We start from the raw sequence: 12,010 nt of genomic DNA, 5'->3' as shown, positions 1-12,010 counted from the left end.
GATGTCACGACTCGGAGCGTTCGGTGCCAGGCTCTACCGAGGCGAGGTCGGCCTCGACTTCGTCGGCCACCGGAAGATCTGGTACCTCGTCTCGGTCGCCATCACCGTCCTCGCCTTCGCGGCCCTGCTGCTGCGTGGCCTCACCATGGGCGTCGAGTTCGAGGGCGGCGCGGTCTTCACCACCCCGCCGACCTCCGTCTCCGAGGAGGAGGCGCGGACCGTCGCCGAGGAGACCGCGGGCCACGAGGCGCTCGTGCAGACGCTCGGGAACGACGGGTCGATGCGCATCCAGGTCAGCGGCCTGGACACCGACCAGTCGAACGAGACCCGCGAAGCCCTCGCCGAGCGGCTCGACATCCCGGTGGACGACCTCAACGCCGAGGTGATCGGCCCCAGCTGGGGCGACCAGATCGCCGACAAGGCGTGGCAGGGCCTCGGCATCTTCATGGTGCTGGTGGTGATCTACCTCGCCATCGCCTTCGAGTGGCGCATGGCCGTCGCCGCCCTGATCGCGCTGATCCACGACATCACGATCACCGTCGGCGTCTACGCGCTCGTCGGCTTCGAGGTCACCCCCGGTACGGTCATCGGCCTGCTGACGATCCTCGGTTACTCGCTCTACGACACCGTCGTCGTCTTCGACGGCCTCAAGGAGACGACGAAGAACTTCACGCGGCAGACGCGCTTCACCTACGCCGAGCTGGCCAACCGGAGCCTCAACGGCACGCTGGTGCGCTCCATCAATACCTCGGTGGTCGCCCTCCTGCCGGTCGGCGCGCTGCTGTTCATCGGCGGCGGCCTCCTCGGCGGCGGCATGCTGAACGACATCGCGCTGTCGCTGTTCGTCGGCCTCACGGCCGGCGCGTACTCGTCCATCGTCATCGCGACGCCGCTGGTCTCCGACCTGAAGTCGCGCGAGCCCCTGATCCGGGCGCAGGACCGCCGTGTCCTGAGCCGCCGTGCCAAGCGCGGCGACGCCCCCGACGACGGCTTCGCCGACGACCTCGCGGACGAGCCGGCCGACGCCGACGCGGAGGATGCCGACTCCGGGACCTCCGCGGTGCCCGCCCCGGCCGACGCCGAGGAGTACGACGAGCCGGAGCACGCCGGAGCGGGCGCGGGAGCCCCGCGCGCGCCGCGCGCCCCCCGCAGGCAGCCGCCCGCCCGCAACCGCGGACGCGGCCGCCCCTCGGGGAAGCGCCGATGACCGGCACGGAACCACAGTCCGCCCAGTCCCCGTCCCCGGTCGCCGGGGACGGGCTGGCGGACCTGCTCGGCAGCCGCATCCGGGACGTGCGGGACCACCCGAAGCCCGGCATCGTCTTCAAGGACATCACCCCGCTGCTCGCCGACCCCGTCGCGCTCACGGCGCTCACCGACGCGCTCGCCGCGTTCGGCACCGCCCACGGCGCCACCAAGGTCGTCGGCCTGGAGGCACGCGGCTTCATCCTCGGCGCGCCGGTGGCGGTCCGCGCCGGCCTCGGCTTCGTCCCCGTCCGCAAGGCGGGGAAGCTGCCGGGCGCCACGCTGTCCCAGTCGTACGAGCTGGAGTACGGCACCGCCGAGGTGGAGATCCACGCCGAGGACCTCACGCCGCAGGACCGCGTCCTCATCGTGGACGACGTCCTGGCCACCGGCGGCACGGCCGAGGCGGCCATCCAGCTGATCCGGCGCACCGGCGCCGGGATCGCCGGACTGGCCGTGCTCATGGAGCTGAGCTTCCTCCCGGGCCGCGCCCGGATCGAGCCGGCCCTCGACGGGGCGCCCTACCAGGCGCTGCTCACCGTCTGACAGCGCGCCGCCACCCGCGGACACCGGCCCGGACCCCCGCTCCCCGCGGGCGGTCCGGGCCGATCGCGTACGTGAGCGGGAGGGTTCGCCGCGGGCTCGTTACCATGGCAGTCCGATCGTTTTCCGGCCGGACTCTCCCACGGCCGCCGCGGCCCCGGAGGACCGCTCCCTCCCCGGCCGCCCATGGCGGGGAGGGGCCTCGCAAAGGAGTGCCCTTGCCTGACGACGCCAAGCCGCAGACCTCGACGCAGCGGAAGACCGCCAAGCCGCCGGTGTCCCTGCGCAGGGACGGCGGTGACGGCCGCCCGCAGCCGCCCGCCCCGCCGTCCAGCCCGACCGTCTCCGGCGTCTCCGGCCGCTCCGGCTCGTCCAACCGCGTACGGGCCCGCCTCGCCCGGCTCGGCGTCCAGCGCTCCAGCCCGTACAACCCCGTCCTCGAACCGCTGCTGCGGGTCGTGCGCGCGGGCGACCCCAAGGCCGACACCGCCGTCCTGCGGCAGATCGAGCGCGCCTACCAGGTCGCGGAGCGGTGGCACCGGGGGCAGAAGCGCAAGAGCGGCGACCCGTACATCACGCACCCGCTCGCCGTCACGACCATCCTGGCCGAGCTGGGCATGGACCCGGCCACCCTGATGGCGGGCCTGCTCCACGACACGGTCGAGGACACCGAGTACGGCCTCGACACGCTGCGCCGCGACTTCGGCGACCAGGTGGCGCTGCTGGTGGACGGCGTCACGAAGCTGGACAAGGTCAAGTTCGGCGAGGCGGCGCAGGCGGAGACCGTCCGCAAGATGGTCGTCGCCATGGCCAAGGACCCGCGCGTCCTGGTGATCAAGCTCGCGGACCGGCTCCACAACATGCGCACCATGCGCTTCCTCAAGCGGGAGAAGCAGGAGCAGAAGGCGCGCGAGACGCTGGAGATCTACGCCCCGCTGGCCCACCGGCTGGGCATGAACACCATCAAGTGGGAGCTGGAGGACCTGGCCTTCGCCATCCTCTACCCGAAGATGTACGACGAGATCGTCCGCCTCGTCGCCGAGCGCGCCCCGAAGCGCGACGAGTACCTGGCGACGGTCATCGACGAGGTGCAGGCCGACCTGCGGGGCGCCCGGATCAAGGCCACGGTCACCGGCCGTCCGAAGCACTACTACAGCGTGTACCAGAAGATGATCGTCCGCGGCCGCGACTTCGCGGAGATCTACGACCTGGTGGGCATCCGCGTCCTGGTGGACACCGTCCGCGACTGCTACGCGGCGCTCGGCACGGTCCACGCGCGGTGGAACCCGGTGCCGGGCCGCTTCAAGGACTACATCGCGATGCCCAAGTTCAACATGTACCAGTCGCTGCACACGACGGTCATAGGGCCCGGCGGCAAGCCCGTGGAGCTGCAGATCCGCACGTTCGACATGCACCGGCGCGCGGAGTTCGGCATCGCCGCGCACTGGAAGTACAAGCAGCAGGCCGTCGCCGGCTCCTCCAAGGTCCGCTCGGACACGCCGCGCAAGGGCGAGAAGCGCAACGGCAACGCGGTCGACGACATGACGTGGCTGCGGCAGCTCCTGGACTGGCAGAAGGAGACGGAGGACCCGGGCGAGTTCCTGGAGTCGCTGCGCTTCGACCTGTCGCGCAACGAGGTGTTCGTCTTCACGCCGAAGGGCGACGTCATCGCGCTGCCCGCGGGCGCGACCCCGGTGGACTACGCGTACGCCGTCCACACGGAGGTCGGGCACCGGACCATAGGGGCCAAGGTCAACGGGCGCCTGGTCCCGCTGGAGTCCACGCTGGACAACGGCGACACCGTCGAGATCTTCACCTCGAAGGCGGACGGCGCCGGGCCCTCCCGCGACTGGCTCGGCTTCGTCAAGTCGCCCCGCGCCAGGAACAAGATCCGCGGCTGGTTCTCCAAGGAGCGGCGCGACGAGGCGATCGAGCAGGGCAAGGACTCCATCGCCCGCGCCGTGCGCAAGCAGAACCTGCCGATCCAGCACGTCCTCAGCGGCGACGCGCTCGTCACCCTGGCCCACGAGATGCGCTACCCCGACATCTCGTCGCTCTACGCGGCCATCGGCGAGGGCCATGTCTCGGCGCCCAACGTCGTGCGGAAGCTGGTCCAGGCGGTCGGCGGCGAGGAGGCGGCCAACGAGGACGTCGCCGAGTCCGCGCCGCCGATGCCGACCCGTGCCAGGCGGCGCAGCACGGCCGACCCTGGCGTGGTCGTCAAGGGCGTGGACGACGTCTGGGTCAAGCTGGCGCGCTGCTGCACGCCGGTGCCCGGCGACCCGATCATCGGCTTCGTCACGCGCGGCAGCGGCGTCTCCGTGCACCGCGCGGACTGCCTCAACGTGGACGAGCTGTCCCGCGAGCCCGAACGCATCCTGGACGTCGAGTGGGCGCCCACCCAGTCGTCGGTCTTCCTGGTCGCCATCCAGGTGGAGGCGCTGGACCGCTCCCGGCTGCTGTCGGACGTCACGCGCGTCCTGTCGGACCAGCACGTGAACATCCTGTCCGCCGCCGTCCAGACGTCGCGGGACCGGGTGGCCACCTCGCGGTTCACGTTCGAGATGGGCGACCCCAAGCACCTGGGGCACGTCCTGAAGGCGGTGCGCGGCGTGGAGGGCGTGTACGACGTCTACCGCGTCACCTCGCCCCGCAGGCCCTGAGCGGCGGAACGGCGGTGGGGGGGGGCCCCCCCCGCGCCCCGCCCCCCCCCCCCCCGCGGGGGGGGCGGGGGGGGCCGCCCCCCCCCCCGGGCCCCCCCCCACCGCCGTTCTCCGTATACCCCGCGGGGAGCCCCCGCGTCAGCCGCCGAACTCCTGCAGACCCTTGAGCGCCTGGTCGAGCAGCGCCTGCCGCCCGGCCAGTTCCTGCTCCAGCTTGTCCGCCTTGGCGTTGTTGCCCGCCGCGCGGGCGCGCTCCGCCTGCTCCCGCAGCCGGTCCACCGCGTCCTGCAGCTGACCGGTCAGCCCCGCGGCACGCGCACGCGCCTCCGGGTTGCTCCGGCGCCACTCGGCGTCCTCCGCCTCGGCGACGGCGCGCTCGACGGCGTGGATACGGCCCTCGATCCCGGCCCGCGCGTCCCGCGGCACATGCCCCACGGCCTCCCAGCGCTCACCGATCGACCGCAGCGCGGCACGCGCGGCCCGCATGTCTGTGATCGGCAGGAGCTTCTCGGCCTCGGCCGCCAGCTCCTCCTTCCGCGCCAGGTTGTCCCGCTGCTCGGCGTCCCGCTCGGCGAACGCGCCGCCGCGCGCCTGGAAGAAGACGTCCTGCGCCGCGCGGAAGCGGGTCCACAGGTCCTCCTCCGCGTCACGCTGCGCCCGGCCCGCCGCCTTCCACTCCGTCATCAGCTCGCGGTACCTGGCGGCCGTCGGTCCCCAGTCCGTCGACCCCGAGAGCGACTCGGCCTCGGCGATCAGCTTCTCCTTGCGCCGCCGCGTCTCCTCGCGCTGCGAGTCCAGCGCGGCGAAGTGCGTCTTGCGGCGCTTCGAGAAGGCCGACCGCGCCTGGGAGAAGCGGTGCCACAGCTCGTCGTCGGCCTTCCGGTCGAGCCGGGGCAGGCCCTTCCACGTGTCCACCAGGGCGCGCAGCCGGTCGCCCGCGCTGCGCCACTGCTCGCTCCCGGCCAGCTCCTCGGCCTCGGCGACCAGCGCCTCCTTGGCGGTCCTGGCCTCCTCGGTCTGCCGTGCCCTGGCGGCCCTGCGCTCCTCGCGCCGGGAGTCCACGACCGCGACCAGCCCGTCGAGCCGCGCGGCGAGCGCCGCGAGGTCCCCCACCGCGTGCCCCTCGTCCACCTGCGCGCGCAGGTGCCCGATGGCGGCCGTCGCGTCCTTCGCGGACAGATCGGTCGTCCGGACCCTGCGCTCCAGGAGGTCGATCTCCACCACGAGGCCCTCGTACTTGCGCTCGTAATAGGCGAGGGCCTCGTCGGGCGACCCGGCCTGCCAGGAGCCGACGGTCTTCTCGCCCTCCGCCGTCCGTACGTAAACGGTCCCCGTCTCATCGACGCGGCCCCATGGCTCGCTGCTCACAGCGCCTCCTCGTTTGATGCGCACGACAGGGCGTGACGCCCCCGGCATCGTCCACACTTCTCGCCCGGTCCCACCGGCTGCCGGGTCCCCCCGGCCGGTGCCGACACCTTGCAGAGGCCAACATAGGCGACAGCCCGCCCGGCTGTCCGCACCTTGCCGGGCGGAACTTCCGGGCGGACCACCCGCCGTACGCCCCGGTGAGGGGCCTCAGTCGCCCTCGGTCCTGGACACCGTCGCCTGGTCGATGACCACCGTCGCGTACGGCGCGGTGTTGCCCGACGTCGGGTCCGCCGGGGCCGCGCCCGTCTCCGCGATGGTCTGCAGCACGTCCATGCCGGCCGTCACCGTGCCGAAGGGGGTGTAGTCCGGCGGGAGCTGGCTGTCCTCGTAGACCAGGAAGAACTGGCTGCCGCCGGTGTCGCGGCCCTGGTCCTGCGTCGGGTCGTACTGGTTGGCCATCGCGACGGTGCCCGCCGGGTAGACGCTGTCGGCGATCTCGGGGGCGTCCAGGTTCTCGTCCGGGATGGTGTAGCCGGGACCGCCCGCGCCGGTGCCCTGGGGGTCGCCGCACTGGAGGACGTAGATGCCCTCGGTGACGAGACGGTGGCAGCGCGTGTGGTCGAAGAAGCCCTCGCCGGCGAGGAAGCTGAACGAGTTGACGGTGCGGGGCGCCACGGACGCGTCCATCGTGATCTCGATGTCGCCGCAGGTGGTGGACAGCGCCATCGTGTACGTGGCGTCGGTGTCCACCGTCATCTCGGGCTCCTCCTCCCACTGGTCCCCGGACGGCTCGCCCTCGGCGGGTGCCGCGCACGGGTCCTCGGGCGGGTCGCTCGCCTCGGCGGTGGGCTCCTCCGACGCCGCGGCCGCGGCGTCCTGCGCCGGGTCCTCGTCGTCCTGGTTCACCAGCACGAGGGCGGTCACGCCCCCGGCCACGACGATCACCAGCAGGGCCGACAGGAGCACCCGGAACAGGCGGCTCCGCCGCGCCCTGACGGCCCTGCGCTGCCGCTGCCGCTCCCATTTGGCCCGTGCGAGCTGCTTGCGCCGTTGATCTCTGGTGGACACCGCGCTCTCCCTCTCTCAGCCGGTCCTCGACCGGCGACTGGACCCGTCGTGGCGTCACCGTATACGGGTTCGCCCGCGCTGCACCGCCGCCGGTAGGCTCCTGTCACGACAGGACCGCCGCCGACGACCGAAGGACGACCGTGCTCATCGCTGGCTTCCCCGCCGGAGCCTGGGGGACCAACTGCTACCTGGTCGCGCCCGCCGCCGGCGAGGAGTGCGTGATCATCGATCCCGGCCACCGGGCCGCGCCCGGTGTCGAGGAGGCCGTCGCCAGACACCGGCTCAAGCCCGTCGCCGTCATTCTCACCCATGGGCACGTCGATCATGTCGCCTCGGTGGTCCCGGTCTGCGGCGCGCACGGCGTCCCCGCGTGGCTCCACCCGGAGGACCGGTACATGCTGTCCGACCCGGAGAAGGCCCTCGGCGCCCGCATCGGGCAACCCCTGATGGGCGAGCTGACCGTCGGCGAGCCCGACGACCTGCGGGAACTGGCCGACGGCGCGCGCCTCGACCTGGCCGGCCTCTCGTTCTCCGTCGCGCACGCGCCCGGCCATACCAAGGGGTCGGTGACCTTCCGGCTGCCCGAACGGCCCGACATCCCGCCGGTCCTGTTCTCGGGCGACCTGCTGTTCGCCGGCTCCATCGGACGCACCGACTTCCCCGGCGGCGACCCCGACGAGATCCTGCGGTCCCTGGCGCGCGTGTGCCTCCCGCTGGACGACTCGACGGTGGTCCTGTCAGGGCACGGTCCGCAGACCACCATCGGCCGCGAGCGCGCCACCAACCCGTACCTGCGGGACACGGCCGCCGGCCAGGGCGCTGCCGCGCCCCCGCGACGAGGAATGTGAAGACCCCTTCCGTGAGCACCTTCTCCGCCCCCAAGGGCACGTACGACCTGCTGCCGCCCGACTCCGCGACGTTCCTCGCGGTGCGCGAGGCCATCGCCGCGCCGCTGCGGCGCTCCGGCTACGGCTACGTGGAGACGCCGGGATTCGAGCACGTCGAGCTGTTCTCCCGAGGCGTCGGCCAGTCCACCGACATCGTGACCAAGGAGATGTACACCCTCACCACCAAGGGCGGCACGGACCTCGCGCTGCGCCCCGAGGGCACCGCCTCCGTCCTGCGCGCCGCGCTCCAGGCCAACCTCCACCGGGCCGGGAACCTGCCCGTCAAGCTCTGGTACTCCGGCACCTACTACCGGTACGAGCGCCCGCAGGCCGGCCGCTACCGCCACTTCTCGCAGGTCGGCGCCGAGGCGATCGGCGCTGAGGACCCGGCGCTCGACGCCGAGCTGGTCATCCTGGCGGCCGACGCGTACCGCGCGCTCGGCCTGTCCGGTGTACGCCTCCTGCTCAACTCCCTCGGCGACCGCGAGTGCCGCCCGGCGTACCGCGCCGCGCTCCAGGACTTCCTGCGCGGCCTCGACCTGGACGAGGAGACCCGCGCCCGCATCGAGATCAACCCGCTGCGCGTCCTCGACGACAAGCGGCCCGACGTGCAGCGTCAGCTCGACGGCGCGCCGCTCCTCGTCGATCACCTGTGCGAGTCGTGCAAGGAGTACCACGAGCGGGTGCGCGAACTGCTCACCGCGGCGGGCGTCGCGTTCACCGACGACCCGAGGCTCGTGCGCGGCCTCGACTACTACACGAGGACCACGTTCGAGTTCGTCCACGACGGGCTCGGCTCCCAGTCCGCGGTCGGCGGCGGCGGGCGGTACGACGGCCTGTCCGAGCTGATCGGCGGCCCGCCCCTGCCGTCGGTGGGCTGGGCGCTCGGCGTCGACAGGACCGTGCTCGCGCTGCGGGCCGAGGGCGTCGAGCTGCCGGTGCCGGCCAGTACCGACGTCTTCGCGGTGCCGCTGGGCGAGGAGGCACGGCGGACGCTGTTCGGCGTCGTCACGGAGCTGCGGCGTGCCGGTGTCGCGGCGGACTTCGCGTACGGCGGGCGGAGCGCCAAGGCGTTCATGAAGGCCGCCAACCGCAGCGGCGCGCGCTTCGCCGTCGTCGCGGGGGAGCGCGACCTGGCCGAGGGCGTCGTCCAGGTCAAGGACCTCGACAGCGGCGAGCAGGCGCCGGTCGCGCTCGACGGCCTCGCCGCCGAGCTGGCGGCCCGGCTCTCCGGCGGCGCCGCGGACACCTGACGGGGGCCGCCACCGTTCCGCGACCACTCCGTCACTGGGGCAGAATGGCTGGGTACGGGCGGATCGGCCGCCCCGTACCCGGTCCCGCCAGGCGGGGGCCGGCTCGACCGGTGACGTCGAAGGAACGGATGGGCGGGATGGCGGCTTCGGCTGTGGACGAGGTGCGGACGAGCGGTTCCGCGGCGGAGCCCGGCGTGCGGCCGGGCACGGGCGCGCCGCGCTGGCTCGCGCTGCTCCTGGTGGTCACCGGCGCCGCCGGGCTGCTGGCGTCCTGGGTCATCACGCTGGACAAGTTCCACCTGCTGGAGGACCCGGACTTCACCCCGGCGTGCAGCCTCAACCCGGTCGTCTCCTGCGGCTCGATCATGGAGAGCGACCAGGCCGAGGTCTTCGGCTTCCCGAACCCGATGCTCGGCCTGGCCGCCTACGGCGCGGTGATCGCGATCGGCATGGGCCTCCTGGCGGGCGCGCGGTACGGGCGCTGGTTCTGGCTCGGCCTCCAGGGCGGCACGTTCTTCGGCGTCGCCTTCTGCACCTGGCTCCAGTACCAGTCGCTGTACGAGATCAACGCGCTGTGCCTGTGGTGCTGCCTCGCGTGGGTCGCGACGATCACCATGTTCTGGTACACGACGGTGCACAACGTCCGGCACGGCGTGCTGCCCGCCCCGGCAGGTGCCCGGCGGTTCCTGGACGAGTTCCACTGGCTCCTGCCCGTGCTCCACGTCGGGATCATCGGCATGCTGATCCTGACGCGCTGGTGGGACTTCTGGACGAGCTGAGCGCCGTCCCTGCAGGTCACGGCACCGGGAGCCCGACTGTCAGCGGGGTGGCTTAGGGTCGGGTGTCGTGGAGCCCGATCTGTTCACCGCCGCGGCCGAGGAACGTGCCGAGAAGGACCCGTCCGCGCGCCCCCTGGCCGTACGGATGCGCCCGCGCACGCTCGACGAGGTCGTGGGCCAGCGGCACCTGCTGCGGCCCGGTTCACCGCTGCGCCGTCTCGTCGGCGAGGGCGGGGGAGGGCCGGCCGGCCCCTCGTCCGTGATCCTCTGGGGCCCGCCCGGCACCGGCAAGACGACGCTGGCCCACGTCGTCAGCCAGGCCACCGACAAGCGCTTCGTGGAACTGTCCGCGATCACCGCGGGCGTCAAGGAGGTGCGCGCCGTCATCGACGGCGCGCGGCGCTCCTCGGGGGCGTACGGGAAGGACACCGTCCTCTTCCTGGACGAGATCCACCGCTTCAGCAAGGCGCAGCAGGACTCCCTGCTCCCGGCCGTCGAGAACCGCTGGGTGACGCTGATCGCCGCCACGACGGAGAACCCGTACTTCTCCGTCATCTCCCCGCTCCTGTCCCGCTCGCTGCTCCTCACCCTGGAGCCGCTCACCGACGACGACCTGCGCGGCCTGCTGCGCCGCGCCGTGGCCGACGAACGGGGCCTCGGCGGCGCCGTGTCGCTGCCTGAGGACACCGAGGCCCACCTGCTGCGGATCGGCGGCGGCGACGCGCGCCGCGCGCTGACCGCGCTGGAGGCGGGGGCGGGCGCGGCGCTGGCCAAGAGTGAGGGGGAGCTGACGCTCGCCACCATGGAGCAGGCCGTGGACCGCGCGGCCGTCACGTACGACCGGGACGGCGACCAGCACTACGACATCGCCAGCGCGCTCATCAAGTCCATCAGGGGCTCCGATGCGGACGCCGCCCTGCACTACCTGGCGCGGATGATCGAGGCGGGGGAGGACCCGCGCTTCATCGCCAGGCGGCTGATGATCTCGGCCAGCGAGGACATCGGCATGGCCGACCCGACGGCCCTCCAGACGGCGGTGGCGGCGGCCCAGGCCGTGGCCATGATCGGCTTCCCCGAGGCCGCCATCACGCTGAGCCACGCCACCATCGCCCTCGCGCTGGCGCCCAAGTCGAACGCGGCGGTCGTCGCCATCGGCGAGGCGCAGGCGGACGTACGGGCCGGGCTCGCCGGACCCGTACCCGCCCACCTGCGGGACAGCCACTACGGCGGCGCGTCCAAGCTCGGGCACGGTGCCGGCTACCAGTACCCGCACGACGTCCCCGGCGGCATCGCCGCCCAGCAGTACGCGCCCGACGCGGTACGCGACAAGCGCTACTACCGTCCGACGACGCACGGCGCCGAGGCGCGGTACACCGAGGTCCTGGCGCGCGTCCGCCGCCGCCTGTCCGGCGAGGACTGACCGGCCGGGCACCGCCCGGCCGTCAGGAGGCCGTGGCTTCTGTCTCTCAGGAGGCTGCCGCCTCTGCTCTTCAGGAGGCCGCAGCCTCGAACAGACGGTGCATCGCCCTGCGCAGCGCCGTGATGTCCCCCACCGGCTCCGGGAAGTCGAAGCGCGCGTCCCACACCGAGTCCGCCGCCCGCAGCCGCACGCGCAGCCCGAAGCGGTCCAGGCTCAGCGGGACGATGCTGTCCCACGCCCGGCACGCGCCCCCGGCGCCGTCCGCCGTGTCCGCGCCCTCGACGTCTCCCAGCAGCGTGCACAGCGTCCGCAGCTGCTCCGCGTGTGCCGCGGCGAGGTGCTGGAGCAGCTCGGCCTCGTGGCGCGCCAGCGGATCGGCCGCGGCCCCGGCGAACTCCTCGGGCTCCACGTGCGCCTCGCCCCACAGGTCGTCCGCGTAGGCCTCGCCGACCTCAAGGCGCAGCAGCGCCCAGTCCTCGCCCGGCACCGGCCCCGCCGGGTGCCGCTCGGCCAGCAGCCGGGCGGCGGCGCAGTGCTCCTCGTGGTCGCGGACGGCCGTCAGCCAGCCCGCCACCCAGCTCCGCCCGCGGATGCGGTGGGGCACCGAGACGGGTGCGACATCCGTGATCTCCATCACTGCCGTCACGTCGTCGTCCAGGGCGTGCGCGACGGCCCTGGCGACCGGCGAATCGGCCGGGACCAGCAGAAACACGTCTCCCGAGGGGGTCACGACGCGGGCCTGCGGCACCCCGTGCCCGAGGTCTCCGAGGTCGGCGCCCGGAAT

10 protein-coding genes are annotated in these 12,010 nt (G+C 73.2%); 7 read left to right on the top strand and 3 right to left on the bottom strand.

All coding sequences use genetic code 11. From position 1 onward, the window contains the following. Window position 1: 1 nt before the first annotated feature. The 3 genes from secF (at window position 2) to ACIBPC_RS12760 (ending at window position 4,451) form a co-directional block, all read left to right on the top strand. Window positions 2-1,207, top strand: a complete 1,206-nt coding sequence (gene secF / locus ACIBPC_RS12770; RefSeq protein ID WP_362967339.1) for a protein translocase subunit SecF — start codon at window positions 2-4, stop codon at window positions 1,205-1,207. Next, complete coding sequence (locus tag ACIBPC_RS12765) at window positions 1,204-1,791, top strand: adenine phosphoribosyltransferase (RefSeq protein ID WP_398843619.1); 588 nt, start codon at window positions 1,204-1,206, stop codon at window positions 1,789-1,791. Before secF ends, ACIBPC_RS12765 begins: the two co-directional genes overlap by 4 nt. Before the next feature lie 104 nt (window positions 1,792-1,895). Further along, window positions 1,896-4,451 carry a RelA/SpoT family protein gene (locus ACIBPC_RS12760; protein ID WP_398843616.1) on the top strand — a complete coding sequence of 852 codons (2,556 nt, stop codon included), beginning with the start codon at window positions 1,896-1,898 and terminating at the stop codon, window positions 4,449-4,451. A gap of 138 nt (window positions 4,452-4,589) precedes the next feature. On the opposite strand, the gene ACIBPC_RS12755 is transcribed toward ACIBPC_RS12760, so the two are convergent. Further along, window positions 4,590-5,819 (bottom strand): DUF349 domain-containing protein, encoded by a 1,230-nt coding sequence (locus ACIBPC_RS12755; protein ID WP_398843614.1) that lies wholly within the window; start codon window positions 5,817-5,819, stop codon window positions 4,590-4,592. Between the two features lie 207 nt (window positions 5,820-6,026). Further along, the gene (locus ACIBPC_RS12750; RefSeq protein WP_362968493.1) at window positions 6,027-6,887 is read right to left on the bottom strand and encodes a peptidylprolyl isomerase; all 861 of its coding nucleotides are present in this window, start codon (window positions 6,885-6,887) and stop codon (window positions 6,027-6,029) included. Between the two features lie 140 nt (window positions 6,888-7,027). Between ACIBPC_RS12750 and ACIBPC_RS12745 the strand changes: the two genes are divergently transcribed. The 4 genes from ACIBPC_RS12745 to ACIBPC_RS12730 all read left to right on the top strand — a co-directional run bounded on the left by ACIBPC_RS12745 (window position 7,028) and on the right by ACIBPC_RS12730 (window position 11,226). Further along, window positions 7,028-7,735 (top strand): MBL fold metallo-hydrolase, encoded by a 708-nt coding sequence (locus ACIBPC_RS12745; protein WP_362968492.1) that lies wholly within the window; start codon window positions 7,028-7,030, stop codon window positions 7,733-7,735. Between the two features lie 11 nt (window positions 7,736-7,746). Continuing rightward, a complete protein-coding gene (hisS, locus tag ACIBPC_RS12740; protein WP_398843610.1) occupies window positions 7,747-9,027 on the top strand; it encodes a histidine--tRNA ligase in 1,281 nt (426 codons plus the stop codon). A 137-nt stretch (window positions 9,028-9,164) separates the two neighbouring features. Then, complete coding sequence (locus tag ACIBPC_RS12735; RefSeq protein WP_398843608.1) at window positions 9,165-9,806, top strand: vitamin K epoxide reductase family protein; 642 nt, start codon at window positions 9,165-9,167, stop codon at window positions 9,804-9,806. A gap of 67 nt (window positions 9,807-9,873) precedes the next feature. Continuing rightward, complete coding sequence (locus tag ACIBPC_RS12730) at window positions 9,874-11,226, top strand: replication-associated recombination protein A (RefSeq protein WP_362968489.1); 1,353 nt, start codon at window positions 9,874-9,876, stop codon at window positions 11,224-11,226. Window positions 11,227-11,296: 70 nt separating this feature from the next. On the opposite strand, the gene ACIBPC_RS12725 is transcribed toward ACIBPC_RS12730, so the two are convergent. After that, window positions 11,297-11,956: a DUF2470 domain-containing protein gene (locus ACIBPC_RS12725; protein ID WP_398843606.1), complete on the bottom strand. Its 660-nt coding sequence runs from the start codon at window positions 11,954-11,956 to the stop codon at window positions 11,297-11,299. Between the last annotated feature and the right edge of the window lie 54 nt (window positions 11,957-12,010).

Origin of the sequence: Streptomyces sp. NPDC049879, from assembly GCF_044461265.1 — a bacterium.
GTDB lineage: Bacteria > Actinomycetota > Actinomycetes > Streptomycetales > Streptomycetaceae > Streptomyces.
Note: the sequence above shows the minus strand (reverse complement) of the source record. Positions and strands in the feature narration are given on the sequence as shown.

Coding starts and splice junctions, on each gene's coding strand:
- secF (WP_362967339.1), top strand. CDS start 2: ATGTCACGACTCGGAGCGTTCGGTGCCAGGCTCTACCGAGGCGAGGTC.
- ACIBPC_RS12765 (WP_398843619.1), top strand. CDS start 1,204: ATGACCGGCACGGAACCACAGTCCGCCCAGTCCCCGTCCCCGGTCGCC.
- ACIBPC_RS12760 (WP_398843616.1), top strand. CDS start 1,896: ATGGCAGTCCGATCGTTTTCCGGCCGGACTCTCCCACGGCCGCCGCGG.
- ACIBPC_RS12735 (WP_398843608.1), top strand. CDS start 9,165: ATGGCGGCTTCGGCTGTGGACGAGGTGCGGACGAGCGGTTCCGCGGCG.